16 protein-coding genes are annotated in these 18,702 nt (G+C 73.0%); 6 read left to right on the forward strand and 10 right to left on the reverse strand.

Annotated elements, in window-relative coordinates; all coding sequences use genetic code 11:
• Positions 1 to 16: 16 nt before the first annotated feature.
• From OG357_RS37270 to OG357_RS37280, 3 genes are all read right to left on the reverse strand, one after another.
• Complete coding sequence (locus OG357_RS37270; RefSeq protein WP_329625317.1) at positions 17 to 1,693, reverse strand: N-6 DNA methylase; 1,677 nt, start codon at positions 1,691 to 1,693, stop codon at positions 17 to 19.
• A gap of 96 nt (positions 1,694 to 1,789) precedes the next feature.
• Positions 1,790 to 2,461 carry a GntR family transcriptional regulator gene (locus OG357_RS37275; RefSeq protein WP_329625318.1) on the reverse strand — a complete coding sequence of 224 codons (672 nt, stop codon included), beginning with the start codon at positions 2,459 to 2,461 and terminating at the stop codon, positions 1,790 to 1,792.
• 73 nt (positions 2,462 to 2,534) lie between these two features.
• Positions 2,535 to 3,719, reverse strand: a complete 1,185-nt coding sequence (locus OG357_RS37280; RefSeq protein ID WP_329625319.1) for a CaiB/BaiF CoA transferase family protein — start codon at positions 3,717 to 3,719, stop codon at positions 2,535 to 2,537.
• 158 nt (positions 3,720 to 3,877) lie between these two features.
• On the opposite strand from OG357_RS37280, the gene OG357_RS37285 reads away from it, so the two are divergent.
• Positions 3,878 to 5,059 carry an acyl-CoA dehydrogenase family protein gene (locus OG357_RS37285; protein ID WP_329625320.1) on the forward strand — a complete coding sequence of 394 codons (1,182 nt, stop codon included), beginning with the start codon at positions 3,878 to 3,880 and terminating at the stop codon, positions 5,057 to 5,059.
• 48 nt (positions 5,060 to 5,107) lie between these two features.
• Here OG357_RS37285 and OG357_RS37290 read toward each other — a convergent pair whose 3' ends face one another.
• Positions 5,108 to 5,611 (reverse strand): FBP domain-containing protein, encoded by a 504-nt coding sequence (locus tag OG357_RS37290; protein WP_329625321.1) that lies wholly within the window; start codon positions 5,609 to 5,611, stop codon positions 5,108 to 5,110.
• A gap of 88 nt (positions 5,612 to 5,699) precedes the next feature.
• Complete coding sequence (gene yczR / locus OG357_RS37295; protein WP_329625322.1) at positions 5,700 to 7,166, reverse strand: MocR-like transcription factor YczR; 1,467 nt, start codon at positions 7,164 to 7,166, stop codon at positions 5,700 to 5,702.
• Between the two features lie 99 nt (positions 7,167 to 7,265).
• Here yczR and OG357_RS37300 point away from each other — a divergent pair, with 99 nt between their 5' ends.
• Positions 7,266 to 7,487 (forward strand): hypothetical protein, encoded by a 222-nt coding sequence (locus tag OG357_RS37300; protein WP_329625323.1) that lies wholly within the window; start codon positions 7,266 to 7,268, stop codon positions 7,485 to 7,487.
• Here OG357_RS37300 and OG357_RS37305 read toward each other — a convergent pair.
• A complete protein-coding gene (locus OG357_RS37305) occupies positions 7,446 to 8,903 on the reverse strand; it encodes a DUF6777 domain-containing protein (protein WP_443066782.1) in 1,458 nt (485 codons plus the stop codon). The two genes, OG357_RS37300 and OG357_RS37305, sit on opposite strands and share 42 nt — an antisense overlap.
• Before the next feature lie 140 nt (positions 8,904 to 9,043).
• Between OG357_RS37305 and OG357_RS37310 the strand changes: the two genes are divergently transcribed.
• On the forward strand, positions 9,044 to 10,372 hold the full coding sequence (locus OG357_RS37310) for a streptophobe family protein (RefSeq protein WP_329625325.1): 1,329 nt from the start codon (positions 9,044 to 9,046) through the stop codon (positions 10,370 to 10,372).
• A gap of 3 nt (positions 10,373 to 10,375) precedes the next feature.
• Here the strand turns inward: OG357_RS37310 and OG357_RS37315 are convergent, their stop codons facing one another.
• From OG357_RS37315 to OG357_RS37325, 3 genes are read right to left on the reverse strand one after another with little or no spacing between them, the layout of a single operon-like run.
• The gene (locus tag OG357_RS37315; protein WP_329625326.1) at positions 10,376 to 11,362 is read right to left on the reverse strand and encodes a serine/threonine-protein kinase; all 987 of its coding nucleotides are present in this window, start codon (positions 11,360 to 11,362) and stop codon (positions 10,376 to 10,378) included.
• Entirely contained in the window at positions 11,362 to 12,060 is a 699-nt protein-coding gene (locus OG357_RS37320) for a hypothetical protein (protein ID WP_329625327.1), read from the reverse strand. The genes OG357_RS37315 and OG357_RS37320 overlap by 1 nt, the downstream gene beginning before the upstream one ends.
• 4 nt (positions 12,061 to 12,064) lie before the next feature.
• Entirely contained in the window at positions 12,065 to 14,680 is a 2,616-nt protein-coding gene (locus OG357_RS37325) for an FHA domain-containing protein (RefSeq protein WP_329625328.1), read from the reverse strand.
• Positions 14,681 to 14,783: 103 nt separating this feature from the next.
• Here OG357_RS37325 and OG357_RS37330 point away from each other — a divergent pair, with 103 nt between their 5' ends.
• A complete protein-coding gene (locus OG357_RS37330) occupies positions 14,784 to 15,440 on the forward strand; it encodes a TetR/AcrR family transcriptional regulator (RefSeq protein ID WP_329625329.1) in 657 nt (218 codons plus the stop codon).
• On the opposite strand, the gene OG357_RS37335 is transcribed toward OG357_RS37330, so the two are convergent.
• Positions 15,404 to 16,210, reverse strand: coding sequence for a class II aldolase/adducin family protein (locus OG357_RS37335; protein WP_329625330.1), 807 nt, complete (start codon positions 16,208 to 16,210; stop codon positions 15,404 to 15,406). The two genes, OG357_RS37330 and OG357_RS37335, sit on opposite strands and share 37 nt — an antisense overlap.
• Before the next feature lie 269 nt (positions 16,211 to 16,479).
• On the opposite strand from OG357_RS37335, the gene OG357_RS37340 reads away from it, so the two are divergent.
• Positions 16,480 to 17,139: a ThuA domain-containing protein gene (locus OG357_RS37340; RefSeq protein ID WP_329625331.1), complete on the forward strand. Its 660-nt coding sequence runs from the start codon at positions 16,480 to 16,482 to the stop codon at positions 17,137 to 17,139.
• A gap of 150 nt (positions 17,140 to 17,289) precedes the next feature.
• Positions 17,290 to 18,687 (forward strand): NADP-dependent succinic semialdehyde dehydrogenase, encoded by a 1,398-nt coding sequence (locus tag OG357_RS37345; RefSeq protein ID WP_329625332.1) that lies wholly within the window; start codon positions 17,290 to 17,292, stop codon positions 18,685 to 18,687.
• Positions 18,688 to 18,702: the final 15 nt, after the last annotated feature.

Consider the following 18,702-nt stretch of genomic DNA (forward strand, 5'->3'; position numbering starts at 1 on the left):
CAGGGGAGCCGGGAAGTCAGCTGCCGTCGCCTTCCGACGGCGGCAGCAGGGCTCCACCGGTGAGACCGTCACGCGCCAGCGTGGCGGCGCGCTCACCGAGCTCGGTGAGGTCCCGCACGAGCCGCTCGAACTCGACGAGGGAGCGGAAGGCGGCGCCGTACCGGCGCTGGTCCTCGATCCCCATCTGAGGGATGCGAGCGCCACGCGTGTCGGTACGGAACGTGCCGCTCGCAGTGGTCGACCGGCGATTATTGGCGGAGCTTCGGAGGAACCCGTTGAGGTAGTCGGTGTCTAGCTGCTCGCTGGTCGACACCGCCGCGTCCTCGGACGTCCTGATGAGTCCGGCGCGGGCGAGTTCGGAGAGGCTCACCACGGCGCCGTCCTGCAGGTTGCCGCCGGCGCCTTCGGACAGGGTGGGCAAGAGGTCCTGCAGCAGGGCCAGTCGCTTGCCGATATCGGCCCGGACAGCTGCGTACTGAGCTGCGTAGTCGGTCAGCCGGGCGGCGATGTGGGTCGACGGTGTCAGATCGACGGTGTCGTCGAGCAGCTCGATACGAGGTACCTCGGTGCTCTGCCCCGGCTGGGGTTCGAACGACGCGTCGAGCGCGTTGCCGGTGAGGTCGGTCATGCGAACGGACTCGACCAGCTGGTGAGCGTCCGTCGGACGCCTGAGCACCCACAGATGAACCGAAAGGGAGTGGGAGGCGGCCATCCCTGGAGGGAGGGCAACGACGTGGGTCAGCAGGCCACGACGTACCACCTCGGCCCGGATGCGGCGTCCGGCCTTTCGGTAGGCGACGGAGGTGGGCATCACCATGACGACCTGACCACCTGGGGTGGTGTGGAAGTAACAGTGCTGCAGCCAGGCCAGCTCGCTCTCGGCGCGGGATGGAACGCCGAACTCCCAACGCGGATCCAGGAGAAGGTCCTCCCGCCCCCAGTCGGCAACGCCCACCGGCGGTTCGCAGACCACGAGTTCGGCTTTGAGATCTTGGTACTGGTCGTTGCGCAGGGAATCGCCTGCCCGGACTGTGACATCGGGGAGAGCCATGAGCCCCCCGCGAAGCTCGGCGAAACGGGCGTTCGCGGGGTCGACGTCCTGGCCGGACAGCGCGTCGGCCCGGCCGCCGAAGGAGAAGAGCAGCGAACCGATTCCGCAGGCGGGATCCAGGACGGTTCTCGCCTCCTCGCCTGCGAAGTACATGATCGCTTGCGTGAGTCGTGGGGAGGTGATGCCATCGGACCCGGCGCGCCCGGAGGAGTCGACGTACCGGGCGGTGAGACCTGCGAGCAGCTCGGCGGGGGAGCGGTCCGCGGCCAGTTCACCGATGAGGGAACGGAGAGCATCCTCGCGGCTTCCCCTGCTGGCGCGGTCGCCCTGGACCAGGATCTCCGCGACCTGCGTGAGCCCGCGGACCATGTCGTCGCCGTAGATGGTGCGCAGCTGTTCCCACAGGCGGACCTCGGCGGACGCCTCCTTGCCCTTGCCCTTGCTCTGGTTCGCGAGCCAGGATCGGACCTCGGGAAGGGAGAAGAGCGGGCTGCCGGCACCACCCGCGACAGGGGCCGGGAAGTCCTCGTGACGCCTGCGCCAGTTGGAGACGGCGGCACGCGTCACTCCCGTCAGCCGGGCGATCTCGGCTGCGGTGACAAGGGGCTCTGTGGCTGCCAGGCGTGCGGTGTCATCCTCCATGCCTCCAAAGGTACACGGAGGGCTAGCAGATTACGCCTAGCTCATGTGTTGGCGATGTAAACGAACTGCATGTCTGTGGTCAAATGCAGCCGAATCTCAGCCCCGGTCCAGGTCCAGGACTTCGCGGAGCGCCGCCACCGCGTGGGCGCGGTGGTCGTCGAGCCAGCGCACGGCGGCGTGCTCGTCGCCGTGGAGGAGCGCGGAGAGCACGGCGCGGTGCTCGTGGACGGCCTGTGCGCGGTGCGAGGTCTTCGTGTAGTAGAGCGAGCGGTACGCGTCGGTGGAGTCCCACAGGGTCGCGATGAGGCGGACCAGGCGCGGCATCCCGGACGCCTCGATCAGGGTGAAGTGGAAGCGCCTGTTCGCCGCCGCCATCCCCGGCACGTCACCGTCCTCGGCCGCCCGCTCCACCTCGCGCTGGATGGCTTCGAGCGCCTCGACCGTACCGTCCGGCATGCGGCGCACGGCCATGCGCACCGCCTCCGTCTCCAGGAGCTCCCGGATCCGGTAGATCTCCTCCAGGTCGGCGAGCGAGAGCTCCGCGACGAAGTACCCCCGGTGTATGTGGTGCACGACCAGGCCCTCGGCCTCCAGGGCCTTGAGCGCCTCGCGGAGGGGGACGCGGCTCACGTCGAACCGGGCCGCCAGCGCGTCCTGACGGATCTGGTCGCCCGGCTTGAGCTCCCCGCTGGTGATGGCGCGCCGCAGTTCCTCCAGGACGAACTGCTGGGCGGTCTGCGGCCGCCGTCTCTGCACCGCGCTGCTCATCGCCTGTGACCTTCCGTTCCCGATGTCGCCCACCGGCCGCATCCACCGCCGGTGACCACCATCTTCCTATGGATCAGGGCGTACGCGCGGGCCGTCCCAGGGCCGCGAGCAGCGCGTCCGTGTGCTCGCCCAGACGCGGGGGAGCTGCTCGGTACGAGGGCGGGGTGGCGCCGAGCCGGATCGGGTTGACGACCTGACCGGGGCCGGCGGCAGGCTCGGGGACGCGCGGATCGAGCCCCAGCCGGTCGGCGAGGTCGAAGGCGGCGGCCAGGTCGTTGATGGGGCCGCAGGGCACCCCGGCGGCCGTCAGCTCCTCGAACCAGTCGTCGGCCGTGCGCGTGCCGAGCGGCCCGGACAGCGCCTCGACCAGCTCCTCGCGGTGCGCGACCCGGGCCGTGTTGGTCGCGAAACGCGGGTCCTCGGCGAGCTCCCGCCGGCCGAGCCGCTCACACAGGGCGCGGAACTGGCGGTCGGTGCCGACCGCGAGGACCAGCGGCCGGTCCTGGGCCTCGAAGACCTCGTACGGCGCGATGCTCGGGTGCCTGTTGCCCATCGCGCGCGGGACGACCCCCGCCCCGAGGTGGGCGGCGGCCTGGTTGGTGAGCGCCGAGAGGAGCGAGGTGAGCAGGGAGACCTCGACGCGCTGGCCCTCGCCGGTGCGCTCGCGGTGCCGGAGGGCGGCGAGGACCCCGAGGCCCGCGTGGAGGCCGGTGATGACGTCGACGAGGGCGACGCCCGCCTTCGTCCCCGGGCCCTCCGGCTCGCCCGTCACGCTCATGAGGCCGCCCATGGCCTGCACGAGCAGGTCGTAGCCGGGCAGCCGGGCGCCCTCGGCGGTGCCGAAGCCGGTCACCGAGCAGTAGACGAGCCCGGGATTGCCCGCGCGCACGTCCTCGTACCCGAGCCCCAGCTTCTCCATCGTGCCGGGCCGGAAGTTCTCCACCAGGACGTCCGCGCGGTCGACGATCGCGCGCGCCGTCGCCAGGTCCTCCGGGTCCGTCAGGTCGAGCGAGACGGAGCGCTTGTTGCGGTTCACCCCGAGGAAGTACGTGGCCTCGCCGCCGGCGAACGGCGGCCCCCACGCGCGGGTGTCGTCCCCGGAGCCCGGCCGCTCGATCTTGATGACGTCCGCGCCCAGGTCGGCGAGGAGCATCGTCATGTACGGCCCCGCGAGGACGCGGCCGAAGTCGGCGACGACGATCCCGTCCAGGGCACCCGCCGCGGCGGCGCCCGGTGTGCCCTCTTGGTCTGCGCGCATTCCGCTTCTCCCTCGCCGGCGATTCCGTCGGACGATACGACTCCACGATCGGATTTTCCATACTGGATCCAATATCCGATCTGACGCTACGCTTCGGATCGCCGAGTTGCACAGTCGCCAGTCGCCAGTCGCCAGTCGCCCGTCACAGGAGGCCGTCCGTGAAGTCGCCGTCCACTCCCGTCCACCCCTTCGACCTGCTCGCCCTCGACGGCCTGCTCACCGACGAGGAGCGCGAGATCCGCCGGACCGTGCGCGCCGTCGCCGACCGCGAGCTGCGGCCGCACGTCGCCGGCTGGTTCGAGAAGGGCGAGATCCCGGCCCGCGAGCTTGCCCGCACCCTCGGCGGCATCGGTGTCCTGGGCATGCACCTGGAGGGGTACGGCTGCGCCGGCACCAACTCCGTCGCGTACGGCCTCGCCTGTCTGGAGCTGGAGGCCGTCGACTCCGGACTGCGCTCCCTCGTCTCCGTCCAGGGCTCCCTCGCCATGTACGCGATCTGGAAGTACGGCTCCGAGGAGCAGAAGCAGCGCTGGCTGCCGAAGATGGCGGCCGGCGAGTACATCGGCTGCTTCGGCCTCACCGAGCCCGACGCCGGCTCGGACCCCGGGGCGATGCGGACCAACGCCAAGCGCGACGGCTCGGACTGGGTGCTCAACGGCACCAAGATGTGGATCACCAACGGCTCCGTGGCCGATGTCGCCGTCGTCTGGGCGCGCACCGAGGACGGCGTCCGCGGCTTCCTCGTCCCGGCGGGCACCCCCGGCTTCAGCGCCCCGGAGATCAAGATGAAGCTCTCGCTGCGGGCGAGCGTCACCAGCGAACTGGTCCTGGAGGACGTGCGCCTCCCGGCCGACGCGATGCTCCCCGACGCCCGCGGCCTCTCCGGCCCGCTCGGCTGCCTCAACGAAGCCCGCTTCGGCATCGTCTTCGGCGCCCTCGGCGCCGCCCGCGACTGCCTGGAGACGGCGATCTCCTACGCCCGCGACCGGACCGTCTTCGCCCGCTCGCTCGCCTCCTACCAGCTGACCCAGCAGAAGCTCGCCGACATGGCGGTCGAGCTCGGCAAGGGCATGCTGCTCGCCCTCCACCTCGGCCGCCTCAAGGACGCGGGCGAGATCACGGCCGAACAGATCAGCGTGGGCAAGCTGAACAACGTACGGGAGGCCATCGCGATCGCCCGCGAGTGCCGCACGATCCTCGGCGCCAACGGCATCACGCTGGAATACCCGGTGCTGCGCCACGCCAACAACCTGGAGTCGGTCCTCACCTACGAGGGCACGAGCGAGGTCCACTCCCTGGTCATCGGCAAGGCGCTCACCGGCGAGCAGGCCTTCCGCTGAGCCGAGCCGGAGGCCCGACCATAGGTGCGGATGTCCGGGGGGCGGCGGTCAGGCCGCCGTCACCCGGCCGACGAAGGCGTCCAGGTTGGCCGTCGTCCGCGCGATCCGCTCGTCCACGGTGAGGGACTCCTCCTGGCGCCCGGCGCGCAGCTTCGGCTGTCGCTTGCCCCGGACGTAGAGGGAGCAGGCGAGGTCGGCGCAGAGATAGATGCCGACGGTGTTCCCCTCGCGGCCGCGGCTCCCGGCGAGCGGCGCGACGAGGAGAGTGACGCCCGAGGAGGCGTGCGCGGTCAGACAGACCTGGCACATGCTGGACCTCACGGCGCTGGTCCGGCCGGTGGCCGGGACCCGCAGGGTCACGCCGAGCGGCCCGTCCTCATGGGGGACGACCAGGTGCGCGCGCAGCGGCGCGCCCGGGTCGACCCAGCCGAGGAAGTCCAGCTCCTCCCAGGGGAGTTCGGCGAAGTCGAGCGGCAGCTTGAGCCGCGCCGCCTCACCCTTCGTGCAGTTCACGAAGGACGAGCGGATCTCTTTGTCGGTCAGCGGTTTCACTCGTTGGACCGTACACGGACCGCCGATGCGCGGCACCCGAATATGCGGCGACCCCAGGCCTGAGGACCGCGGCCTCAGGCCCCTGGCCTCAAGCCACCCAGTCCGGCAGCGCCGGGTCGGCGAACCGCCCCGGAGTCCCGTCGAGGGCCGCCGCGAGCCGCTCGGCCGCCGGCTCGTACACGTCCTCCGGCAGCGTGTACGGGATCCGCAGCCGGTGCTCGTGCGTCCCCGGGTCCACCCCGAACCGCGCGCCGCCCTCCACCCGCACCCCGTGCCGCAGGGCACGGGAGGAGACGGAGGAGGCAACGGGGCGGCCCAGGTCGATCCACAGGCACATCCCGCCCGGCGGCACCGTCCAGTGCCAGTCGGGCACGTGCCGGGCCAGCGCCGTCGTCAGAGCGTCCCGGCGCCGGCGCAACTCCTCAAGGCGTCGTGGCACGATCGTGTCGAGCCGCTCCATCAGGGCGACCGCGACCAGTTGGTCCAGGACGGACCCCGACAGGTCGGCCGTGATCCGGACCCGGGCCAGCTCGGTCACGACCCGGGACGCGGCCCGGACCCAGCCGACCCGCAACCCGCCCCAGCAGCTCTTGCTCAGCGAACCGACGGAGACGATCTGCTCGCCGTCGCCCCCGCCGGCCGCCGCCGCGAACGGCGGTGGCGCGGGCACGTCCAGGGCGATGTCGGCGAGCGTCTCGTCGGCCACGAGCCACGTCCCCGTGGCACGCGCGGCCCGCGCGAGCTCCCGGCGCTGCTCCTGCGGCATCAGATGCCCGGTCGGATTGTGGAAGTCGGGGATCAGATAGGCCAGCCGCGGCGCGGTCTGCCGCAGCGCGGCGTCGACGAGGCCGGTGTCCCAGCCGGTCTCGGTCACCGGCACCGGGGTGATGCGCAGCATGCGGCCGCGCATCGCGTCGAGCGCGTTCGTGTACGAGGGGTTCTCGGCGAGCACCCGGTCACCGGCCCGGCCGAGCAGCGTCAGGACCAGCGACAGCGCCTGCTGCGCGCCCGTGGTGACGAGGATCTGCTCGGGCCGGGTCGGCAGGCCGCGGGCCGTGTACCGGTCCGCGATCGCGGCGCGCAGGACGGACAGTCCGTACGGGTGGTAGCCCTGCGTGCCGGCGTAGCGGGGGAGTTCGGCGGCGGCCGAAGCGAGCGCCGCGGCGAGCTCGTCCGGGGCCTGCGGCGCGGCCAGGGCGAGGTCGATGGTGGCCCCGGCGTCGTCCTGGAAGGCGCCGAGCGGGGTGGGCGCCTGACCGTCCGGCAGCGCGGTCCAGGTACCGGCACCGCGGCGGCTGTGCGCGTACCCGCTCTCCCGCAGCAGGTCGTACGCCCCGGTCACGGTCGTCCGGCTCACCTGCAGCACCGTCGCGAGCTCGCGCTCCGCCGGCAGCCGCAGGCGCAGCGCCACCCGCCCGTCGAGCAGGGCCTCGCGGACCGCCCGCGCGAGCTCCCGGTAGCCGAACCGCCCCTCGACCGGCGGGGTGAGGAGCGACGCGAGCTGGCGGCCCGTCAGGGTCCGGTCCGCTGTGTGGAACACGCGTGCCACTGCCATGCCAATCACTCCTTATTGGCTCTGCTGTCCAGGCCAATCAGAGTACAGACTCCTGTCCAGTGGCCTGGTGGCCACCTCCCCACGGGAAGGAGACGACCGATGTCCGGACACTTCACCGACCGCGACGAGCGGATGTGGCAACAGCGCGCCGAGGAGCGCAAGGCCCGGCCCCTGACGATCGGAGCCTGGCTCCGTGGCCTGCGCAGGAACGCCCGTACCTCCGTACCGGGTGGATCCGGCACGGAGGTACGGGCGGACGGGGGCCGACGGGCCGAGAGGTCAGATGACGGGCGCGGCGCCCGGACCGGCCCCCTGGACTGAGCCCGGTGCCGAGCCCGACGCCGACTGCGGGACGGACGGCGCGTCCGACAGGGGCAGCGACGGGGACGGGGGCTGGGACTGGCTCTGCGGGGACGACGGGGGGAGCACCGACGCCGACTCGGCCGCCGGCGAGGTCGTCGTCAGCTCCGCGGACTCGTCGGTGGCCGGACTGGACTCCGGAGCGGGCGACTCCTCCGCCGGCGGCGACTCGGACGACGGCGACTCGTCGGCCGGGCTCGTCGAGTCGGACGGCGAGGACGGGGAGTCCGACGGGGACGTCGAGTCCGACGGGGACGTGGAGGCCGAGGTGGACGGCGACTCGGAGGGCGGCTTCGAGTGCGACGGCGGCGGAGGCGGCGGCGGAGTGGGCTTGTCCTGCGTGCCGGTGTCGCCGTGCTTCCGGGCGAACCAGCCGTCGTCCTCGGGGTCGTACACGACGAAGACGTTCACGACCGTCACCGACGGGGCCACGACCACGACCTGCGAGGAGTTGTACCCCTGCCAGGGCGTGCCCGTCGTCTTCGGCGCCTTCTGCGCCACCGGTTCGGTCAGCGGATTGCCGCACGCGCAGCGGACGCGCGGTACGCCGCGGCCGTCGACCAGGACCGCGGTCCCGCTCTGGAGGGTCGCCTGGTACGAGGTGGCGGCGCCGTCCCGGAAGCCGTGGTTCGTCACGCGGGTGTCGGCCCGGAGCTGAAGCGGGGTCAGGGAGCGGAGATAGCCGGGGACCGCGTTGGGCTCGATGTCGAGGACCCCGGCGAAGGCCGCGTTCTTCGCAGGCTGGGCGGAGAGGTAGCGCACCTGCTGCTCGACGTCGCAGCTCGCGACCGACTGGGTTCCGCCGTAGAGGCCGGGTGTCGAGCCCGACACCTGCGGCGTGCCGGCCTCGGCCGTCGCGGTACGGGGCGGCAGCGAGGGCGGCGAGGCGGAGGCGGCGCCGGTGCGGGCCGTCGACTGGGTGAACGGGTCGGGGCCGGACGCGGCGGCGTTCTGGAGGAAGACCTCGCCGCCGCCGGATCCGGTCGAGCCGTTCGTGTCGCCGGGCTGGTTGGTCAGGACGACGGCCAGGGCCACGCCCGCCACGAGGACGGCGGTGGCCGACGCGACCTTCGGGACGGAGCGCCACCACGGGCCGCCACCGCCGCCCTTGCCGGCGTCGCCGCCGGACGGGCCGCCTCCGCCGGACGGGCCGCCTCCGCCGGGCGCGCCGCCTCCGCCGGACGAGCCGCCGCCCGGGCCGCCGCCCGAGGGCGGGCCGGGAGGTGGCGGGGGGCCGCCGCCGGTCCCGGGGCGGTTGCCCGGTTCCGACAAGGGGCCGGAGGGCGGGCCTGACGGCGGTACCGACGGAGGGCCGGACGGAGGGCCTGACGGCGGGTGGGAAGTCACGTTTTTCCCTTTCTTCCGTTCCGGGCCCATTGTGTGCGCGGAACGGTGCCCACCCGCAAGCGGAGGAACACCCACCGGCAAGCGGAGGAACGCCCACCCGCAAGCGGAGGAACACCCGTCCACAAGCGTGGGAGACCGTCCACAAGCGGGCGGCCGCCACCGGTACTAGCGTGGACAGCGTGAGCAGTCGGCTCTCCACCTCAGCGAGCCCCGTGACCCCGACCGGGCTCTTCGTACGCGTCGGCGTCCAGGCACTGGCAGCGGTGGTCGCCGGGTACGTCGCCATGGGCGTCGTCGCCGGACTCGGCCTCTGGGCCGCGGGCGCCGCCGACCTGCCGGGCGGCTTCACCGCCGTCCTCGCCGCGGTCGTCGTCATGGCCGCGGGCGGCAAGGTCGACCTCTCCGGCGACGCCGGAGACCTCGCGGGAACCCAGGCCGAACTGACCGCGATGCCCCTCACCGTCACCCTGGTGGGCGCACTCGTCATCGGCTACTGCTTCCTCCGCCCCCTGCGCCACCACGCGGTCGCGGGCACCCGTGAACTCCTGCTCCGCGCCGCGGGGACCGTCGTCCTCTGGCTGGCCGGCCTCCTGGGCCTCTCCGCCCTCGCCCGGCACGACTTCCCGCTCACGATCGGCGGAGACACCTCGGAGGCGTCGCAGGATTCCCTCGGGGACCTCTTCGGCGAGCTCCTCGACGCCGTCAACCCCACGGTGGGCTTCCGTACCGACGTCGGGCCCACCCTCTTCTACGGGCTCCTGTGGATCCTCGGCGTGCTCGTCGTCGCCCTCCTGGTGTCCCGCAGAACCCCGCTGCCGCCCCGCCTCGTCCGCTACCACGAGCCCGTCCGGCCCGCCGCCCACGCGATGCTCATGCTCCTCCTCGCGTACGTGGCCGTGGGCCTGGTCATCGGGATCGTCGTCGCGGCGGCCAAGGGCCATGCGGCGGAGACCCTCGCCGTCCTCCTGCTCGGCCTGCCCAACGTGTCCTGGCTCGCGCTCGGCGTCGGCATCGGCGGCTCGTGGGAGGGCAAGGTCGAGGGCCCGTTCGGCCTTCCCATGCCCCAGATCCTCGACGCCGTCCTCCGCGACGGCGGCGGCAGCACCGACCTGTCCACGGTCGACCTTTCCTCGCTCGCCGCGGAGGACGCGAGGGCCTGGTGGCTGCTGCCCATCGCGGTCGTCCTGGTCCTCGCCGCGGCCTTCGCGGCGGCGGTCCGCTCCCCGGCCAGGACCAAGCTCTGGCAGCACTCCCTGCGCATGGGCATCGCCTTCGCCGTGACGATGCTGGTCGTCGCCCCCCTCACCCTGGTCGAGGCCCGCTTCGGTCTCTCGATCCTCGGCATCGGCGACCTCGAGGCACTGGGCGGCGAGGTGCTGCTGCGCCCGGACGTCTGGAAGACGGTCGGCTTCGCCCTCCTCTGGGGTCTCGTCCTCGGCTTCCTCGGCGGCCTCCTCGCCTCCCGGGTCCACCGCAAGGGCGAGGCGGAGAAGAAGTAGACCTCAGAGCTCCCGGAAGACGGGCCGTGCCCACACCGGCGGTGCCGGCGGCGGTCCGGGCCGTCGGGTGCGCGACGTGACCACGGAGCCCCCGGCCGCGCCCGGGCCGGCCAGTGCAGCCCGCAGCTCCGCGACGAACTCCAGACACGTCCCGTACCGCTCTTCGGGGGACTTCGCCAGCGCCCTCGCGAAGACCGCGTCCGCCGCCTCCGGCAGCCCCGGGCGCACTTCGGAGAGGGGCGGCGGCGGATCGTACTGCTGCGCCCACAGCACCGCCCAGTCCGTGTCGCGCCGGAAGGGCGGCGCGCCGACCAGGGTCTCGAAGACCACGCACGCGAGGCTGTAGACGTCGCACCGGCCGTCGACGGGCTTGCCCGAGATCTGCTCCGGCGCCACGTAGTCCAGGGTGCCGACGAACTCGCCCACGGTCGTGAACCCGGTCAGCGAGAGCGACTTCTTCGTCAGCCCGAAGTCCGTGAGGTAGACGTGCTCCGGATGGTCACGGTCGGTGCCCTCGGCCACCAGGATGTTGCCCGGCTTCACGTCCCGGTGCACCAGGTCGTGCGCGTGCGCCGCGTCCAGGGCGGAGGCCACCTGGATGGCGATCCGCCCCGCTTTCGCGGGCGGCAGTGGCCCCTCGCGGTGGAGCAGGGCCACCAGGTCCTGCCCTGCCACGTACCGCATCGCGATGTACAGGACGCCCTCCGTCTCGCCGGCGTCGAAGACCGGCACGATGTGGGGGTGGTCGATGGAGGCGGCGACCCGTGACTCGTGCGCGAAGCGTTTGCGGAAGGTGTCGTTGCGGGCCAGTTCGGGCGCGAGGAGCTTCAGGGCCACCGTCCGGTCCAGGCGCAGGTCGCGCGCCCGGTACACGACGGCCATGCCCCCGCGTCCGATCTCGCTCTCCACGCGGTAGCCCGCGATCTCCTTGCCGAGGAGCCCCGAGGGCCGGCCCGCCGGGAGCTCCGCGTCCTGCGCGCCGCCGGCCATCAGTCCTCACCCGCCGCTCCGGGCGGCCGCTCCACGACCTGCGTCGGCGGCGGCCCGGCCGCCACCGCCGGGTCGGCCTGGGGCACCACCTGGGTCGGCTCGTACGCGGGAGGTGCCTCCGCCGCCCGGTCGCCGGGGGCGGGCCCGGCGGGCTCCGGGACCTCTTCAAGCCGCGGCGCGGGGGAGCCGGCGGCCGAGGGGGCCGCGGACGCCGCGTACGTATGGAGTCCGAGGCCGTCGCAGAACACCCAGCGCTCGTGCTCCGCGTCGTACAGCCACACCGACTCGCCGTCGACGACCATCCCCACCCGCAGGCCGCGGGTCCGCAGCCGGAAGGCCTCGCCGTCCAGACGGCCGGCGCCCAGTTCGTCGGCCGCCCGCCGGTACCGGCCCAGCGCGTCCTCGGCGCGGGCGAGCAGGGGTCGCGGATCGGCCGTCCTGGTGAGCGGCCGGCCCGCCGCCGGAGGATCGTCCGGCACGGTGACGAGGAGCCGCGCGTCGACCCACGCCGACCAGCCGTTGGAGCACAGCACGTGCCCCCAGTCCCCGGCCCGCTCCGTCAGCCGCACCGGCAGGAACGCGTCGAGCGAGACCGTCGGCAGTCCCGGATCGGGGGTTTCCCAGGCGGGCAGACCGTCGCGCGGCACGACGTGGGTGGGCCGGAAGTCCGGCACGCCTTCGGGTACGGGGACGCTCACGGGCCTACCTCCGCATCACGACCGGCTCGTGGCGGCGCAGCAGCCGCGCCACGACCACTCCGAGGGCGAGACAGATCACGACCAGCATGCCCATGTCGAACAGCCAGGCGTCCAGGGTGTGGCGCATCAGCGGATCGTCGGTCTTGTCGGTCGGCGCGACCTCCCCGATGTCGAGCGTCGCGCCCATCGCGGCGAACGCCCAGCGCGAGGGCACCAGCCACGCCAGCTGTTCCAGGCCGGGCGTACGCACCGACAGGAGCGCCCCGCAGAACACCACCTGCACGATCGCGAGGAGGACGAGCAGCGGCATCGTCACCTCCTCCTTGCGGACCACGGCCGACACGAGGAGGCCGAGCATCATCGCGGTGAAGGAGAGGAGCGCGACGGCGAGCGTGATCTCGACGAGCGGGGGCAGCAGGACGCCCTTGCCCCCGGGCACGTTCAGCGGGACGCCGATCAGGGCCACCAGGGTCAGGACCACCGCCTGCACGACCGTGATCAGGCCGAGGACCACCACCTTGGAGGCGAGGTACGCGGAGCGGGACAGTCCGACGGCTCTCTCGCGCCGGTAGATCGTGCGCTCCTTGACCAGCTCGCGCACGGCGTTCGCCGCGCCGGTGAGGACTCCGCCCACACAGAGGATGAGCAGCACGTTCAGCGTCGACTCGGGATTGAGCTCGCCCTCGGACAGGGCGCGGGCCATCGCGCCCATCACGAACGGCAGCGCGATCATGATCGCGAGGAAGGTGCGGTCGGCGGAGAGCGCGGCCGTGTACCGGCGGACCAGGGTCCGCAGCTGGGAGCCCCAGCTCTGCGCCTTCGGCGGCGGATCGGTTTCCGGTACGAGCGGCACCGCGCCGGAGGGCCCGCCGTCCCCGGTGGGCAGCAGCGGGCGCGCGGTCGCGTCCGAGACGTACCGGCGGTGGAAGTGTGAGGACCGGTACTGTCCGGCCCAGTCGCGCTCCCGGTCGTTCTCGAAGGCCTCGAAGGCCTCCGGCCACTGCGTGTAGCCGAAGAAGCCGAGGGTGTCCGCGGGCGGTCCGTAGTAGGCCACCCGGCCGCCGGGGGCGAGGACGAGCAGCCGGTCACAGACGTCGAGGCTGAGGACGCTGTGCGTGACGACGACGACCGTGCGCCCGTCGTCCGCGAGCCCGCGCAGCATGTGCATCACGGACCGGTCCATGCCCGGGTCGAGGCCGGAGGTCGGCTCGTCGAGGAAGAGGAGCGAGGGCTTGGTGAGCAGTTCGAGGGCGACGCTCACCCGCTTGCGCTGGCCACCGGAGAGACTGTGGATCGGCTGCTCCGCGCGCTCCACGAGACCGAGCTCGCGGATCACCTCGTCGACCCGGGCGCGGCGCTCGGCCGGCGCCGTGTCCTCGGGGAAGCGCAGCTCGGCGGCGTAGCCGAGGGCCCGCCGGACGGTGAGCTGGAGGTGCAGGATGTCGTCCTGCGGGACGAGCCCGATGCGCTGGCGCAGCTCGGCGTAGTCCCGGTACAGGTCACGGCCGTCGTAGAGCACGGTGCCCCGGTCGGCGGGGCGCTGGCCGGTGAGTGCGCCCAGGAGGGTGGACTTCCCGGCGCCGGACGGTCCGACGACCGCGAGCAGGCACTTCTGGCCCACCGGGAACGACACCTCGTCGAGGAGGGTCTTGCGGCCGTGGTCGACGGTGACGGCGAGCTCCTGGACGTCGAGGGAGATCTCGCCGTTGTCGGTGAACTCGACGAGCTGCCCGCCGATCAGGCAGAACGCGCAACGCCCGACGCCGACGATGTCCTCCGCCGTCACGCGCGCGTCCACGACGCGGCGGCCGTTGAGGAAGGTGCCGTTGTGACTGCCGAGGTCGTGGATCCAGTACGTGCCGTCGGGCTTGGCGCGCAGTTCGGCGTGACGGCGGGAGACGACGAGGTCGGAGACGACGACGTCATTGTCGGGCGCGCGGCCGATCCTGATGCTGTGGGCGGGCAGCGGCCGCACGGACGTCGGCTGCCGGAAGGTGCCGGTGGCGGCGGGGTACGAGACGGAGGAGGGTCGCAGCGGCTCGGCGGCAGGGGGCTCCGCGAGGGGTGCTGCGGGGACGGGGGGCGCGGGGGCGGACGGCTCAAGGGGCGCGGGCTCGGGGGGCGCGGGCTCCGGGGGCGCCGGCTCCGGCACCGGCGGTGCGGGGACAGGCGCCTCGTGGACCGGGGTTTCGTGGCTCGGCGGCTCGGGGCGCGGGGTTTCGTGGACCGGCGGCTCGGGCGGCGGGGCCTCGTGGTGCGGCGGCTCCGGGGTCGGGGGTGCCGGCGGGTGGGCCCGGGGCGCGGTCGAGAGCACCGCGCGCGGGCCGTCCTGCGGGTGTCCGAACCGTACGACCGTGCCGGGGCCGACCTCCCGTACCCCCGACACCCTCAGCCCGTTCGTGAAGGTGCCGTTCGTGCTGCCCTCGTCCGCCAGGTCCCAGTGGCCGGCGACGGCGCGCAACTGTGCGTGGTGCCAGGACGCCCGGGCGTCCGAGAGCACGAAGTCGCTGGTGGGGTCGCGCCCGATGCGATAGACGCGGCTCGGGTCCATGAGCGTCGCGTCCCCGTCGATCTCGAGGATCAAAGCGGGCGCGGCGGGTGCGACGGGCCGCTCTCCCATGCGTGAATCCTATCCGTCGGCGCTGATCCCTGCCCGGGATGAGGCGCCGGTAGGGTGGGCGCTTCCGCCGCCGGACGCGGCGCCCGACGAAGGAGGCCCACCCGTGCCGAAAGGTGTCACCGGGCGACGGCCCCGCACGCGCGCGGCGCTTCTGAAAGCCGCCCTGGAGGCCTTCGCCGAGCACGGTTTCCACGCCACGACGATCGAGCAGATCTGTGAGCGCGCGGGTTACACGCGGGGCGCGTACTACTCGAACTTCGCCAGCAAGGAAGAGCTCTTCCTCGCGCTCTTCGACGAGCACAGCGACCGGACCGTACGACGGCTCGCCGACGAGATCGACGCGCTGACCGCCGAGGAGTACACGCTGGCGCGGCTGGCGGAGCTCGCCGCCCGGATCGAGCCGGACGAGCGGGACTGGTACCTGGTCACCACCGAGTTCACTTTGCACGCCATTCGCGACCGGCAGGCCGCCTGGGTGCTCGCGCGTCACGACGAGCGGCTGCGCGCCGAGATCGCCCGCGGTCTCACCCTCGTCCTGCGCCGGGCCGGGCGGGAACTGACCGTGGACGCCGACCGGTTCGCCCGGCTCATCGTGGCCCTGCGGGAGGGCGGACTCGCGCAGAGCTACGTCGAACCGGCGGCGCTGCCGCCGGGGAGCCTCGAACGCGAGTTCCTCGCCCCGCTCCTGGAGGTGTCGACGCGGGAACTCCCCGTCCCCGAAGGTCAGTCGAACAGGTCCGGGTCGGACGCGGTGATCTGATCCCACAGGGGGCGCGCCTGGAACCAGCCCGCGAGGTGGCCGCCGACCTGGCCGCGGGTGAGGAGTGCCGTTTCCCGGTCGATCGGCTGCGGGGTGCCCGCCGCCATCGCGAGGAGCTGGGCCTGGCAGGACCGCTCCATGGTCACGAACCACCACACGGCCTCGGCGACGGAGTGACCGACCGTCAGGAGGCCGTGGTTCTTGAGGATGACGGCCTTGTGCCCGCCCAGGGCCTTCGCGACCCGCTCGCCCTCCTCGGTCTCGTTCACCACGCCCCGGTAGTCGTCGTAGATCCCGTGGTCCTCGAAGAAGGCACACGCGTCCTGGGTGATCGGGTCCAGTGGGATGCCGAGGCTGGAGAACGCCTTGCCGTGCAGGGAGTGCGAGTGCGCGGCGGCGACCGCGTCGGGCCGGGCGGCGTGGACGCGCGAGTGGATGACGAACGCGGCCCGGTTCACGGGCCTGCGCCCTTCGAGGACGGTCCCCTCGTGGTCCACCAGGATCAGGTCGGAGGCCTTGATCTGGTTGAAGCTCACCCCGAACGGGTTGACCCAGAAGGCGTTCGGATCCCCGGGATCGCGGACGGTGATGTGCCCCGCGACCCCCTCGGAGAACCCGAGCCGACCGAAGATCCGGAACCCGGCGGCGAGCTGCTCCTTGCGGTAGCGGCGCTCCTCCTCGACGGTCTCGAAGGAGGGCGGCAGCGGCAGGACGACCCCGTCGGGCAACGGCCCGACAGCGGCGGCGAGCGCGGGCGGCACGGTGCTCATGGCGGCTCCTCGGCTTCCTGGGCGAGCGGGTGGGGCACGGCGCGCCAAAAGATACAGAGATGTATCCGATACGACAATGGATCGGCGTCAGGCCGCCGGGCCCCGGAACCCGGGATGCCGCCGCACGGGGGAGTCCGCCCGAGTGGCGGGGCTTGCGGCGTGGGGTTTTCGCTGGTTACGTTCGGGGCCGACGATGCAGAAAGCGCTTTCTGGCGTCGCCGCTCCACCGCACTTCTCTACTGAGCCCCAGCACCCCAGGAGTCCACCGCGTGCCCACCGCCGACGTGCTGATCTACACCCGCACCGCCGGGTACCGCCACGACTCGATCCCCGCCGGCGCCGCCGCCCTCGCCGAGATCGCCGGCGATCAGGGCTGGGGAGCCGAGGTCACCGAGGACCCGGCGGCCTTCACACCCGGGCGGCTGGCCGGGTGCGCCGCCGTCGTGCTGCTCTCCACCACCGGCACCGTCCTGACGCCCGAGGGGCGCGACGCCTTCGCCGCGTACCTCCGGGGCGGCGGCGCCCTCCTCGCCGTCCACGCGGCGGCCAACGCCGAGCCGGACTGGCCCTTCTACGGGGAGCTCCTCGGCACCCGCTTCGACGGCCACCCGGAGATCCAGCCCGGCACCGTGCTCGTCGAGGACCCCGGCCACCCGGCGACGGCGCCGCTCCCGGGCCGCTGGGCCTGGACCGACGAGTGGTACAACTTCACGGCCAACCCGCGCGGGACGGGCGTACGGATCCTGGCGCGGGCCGACGAGACCTCGTACAGCGGCGGCACCCTCGGCGACGACCACCCGCTGGTGTGGTGCCGGGAGGTCGACCAGGGGCGCGTCTTCTTCACCGCACTCGGGCACTCCTCGGAGGCGTACGACGATCCGGCCTTCCGCGCGCACCTCTCCGGCGCGCTGGCGTGGCTCACCGCCTGAGGCCGGAGGCCACCCGTCGGTGGGCGCCCCTCCCCGTCGGATCACCCTGCCCCACCAGGCCGGTGTCACCCCACCGCCCCGCCCCTGTTGCGCCGCCACGCCCGGCGCGGGAGGTTGCCGGTGGGGGCCGATGGCAGGAGGAGAGACGTCATGGGCATCGCCACGGTGAACCCCGCGACGGGCGAGACGCTGCGCACCTACGAGGCCCACGGGCCCGAGGAGGTCGAGCGGCGCATCGCGGCCGCGCACGAGGCGTTCCGCCAGTACCGCACCACGTCCTTCGCCGAGCGCGCCCGCCTGATGCGGGCCGCCGCCACACTGCTCGACGAGGACACCGAGGACATCGCCCGGACCATGACGGTCGAGATGGGCAAGCCGATCGCCGCCTCCCGCGCCGAGGCCGCCAAGTGCGCCAAGGCCATGCGCTGGTACGCCCGCAACGCCGAGGAACTGCTCGCCGACGAGCATCCGGCCGAGAGCGACGTCCAGGACTCCGGCGCGGACCTGGCCCGCGTCCACTACCGTCCCCTCGGCCCGGTCCTCGCCGTCATGCCGTGGAACTTCCCGCTCTGGCAGGTGATCCGCTTCGCCGCGCCCGCTCTCATGGCGGGCAACACCGGCCTCCTCAAGCACGCCTCCAACGTGCCGAGGACGGCCCTCTACCTCGGCGACCTGTTCCGCCGCGCCGGATATCCGGACGGCTGCTTCCAGACACTCCTCATCGGCTCCCGAGACGTCGAGGCCGTCCTCCGGGACCCCCGGGTCGTCGCCGCCACCCTCACCGGCAGCGAACCCGCCGGCCGGGCCGTCGCCGCCGTCGCGGGCGACGAGGTCAAGAAGACCGTCCTGGAGCTGGGCGGCAGCGACCCGTACATCGTCATGCCCTCCGCCGACATCGTGCGGGCGGTGAAGACCGCCGTCACCGCGCGCGTGCAGAACAACGGCCAGTCCTGCATCGCCGCCAAGCGGTTCATCGTCCACCAGGACGTCTACGACGACTTCGCCGAACGCTTCACCGCCGCCATGAACGCCCTCACCGTGGGCGACCCCCTCGACGAGTCCACCGACGTCGGCCCCCTCGCCACCGAGCAGGGCCGCACCGACCTGGAGAGCCTCGTCGACGACGCCGTACGCCGGGGCGCGCACGTCCTGTGCGGCGGCGGCCGCCCGGAAGCCGAAGGGCTACGGCGGGGCTGGTACTACCGGCCGACCGTGCTCACGGGCATCACCCCCGCGATGCGGATCCACCTGGAGGAGACGTTCGGGCCGGTCGCCACCGTCTACCCGGTGCGTGACATCGAGGAGGCCGTCACCGTCGCCAACGACTCCCCGTTCGGGCTCAGTTCGAACGTCTGGACCCGGAAGGAGGAGGACATCGCCTTCTTCGTCCGCGACCTGGAGGCCGGCGGCGTGTTCGTCAACGGAATGACGGCCTCGCACCCGGCGCTCCCCTTCGGCGGGATCAAGCGCTCCGGCTACGGCCGAGAACTCTCCGGCCACGGCATCCGCGAGTTCTGCAACGCGACCACGGTCTGGCAGCGCGCCTGACCGGATGACGTCCGG

The organism is Streptomyces sp. NBC_01255, assembly GCF_036226445.1.
Lineage (GTDB): Bacteria > Actinomycetota > Actinomycetes > Streptomycetales > Streptomycetaceae > Streptomyces.